The 230-nt window shown below is 73.0% G+C and carries 1 pseudogene; it reads right to left on the bottom strand.

Annotated features, from left to right (window positions below):
• Positions 1-230: pseudogene (locus tag RRF55_RS28270) on the bottom strand (arabinose transporter); the annotation flags it as partial.

Raw genomic sequence — 230 nt, 5'->3', positions numbered from 1 at the left:
CAGGCCATGACCTTGCCGGCGTTTTGCGGACCGATCATGCCCACGCCCCAGCTCAAGGCCCCGGTGATGATCAGGCTCTCGGCGCAGCCCAGCAGCACGCGGCCGGCGGCCAGCACCCAGACTGCGGCCGGCCCTCCCTCGAAGGCGCGTGACATCAGGTAGGCCAGGCCCGAAACGGCCGCCAGCGCCATGCCCAGCACCACGGCCTGCCTGGCGCCGCGCGTGTCGGC

The organism is Klebsiella sp. K47 (assembly GCF_051858335.1).
In the GTDB taxonomy this organism is placed as follows: domain Bacteria; phylum Pseudomonadota; class Gammaproteobacteria; order Enterobacterales; family Enterobacteriaceae; genus Klebsiella; species Klebsiella pneumoniae.
Note: the sequence above shows the minus strand (reverse complement) of the source record. Positions and strands in the feature narration are given on the sequence as shown.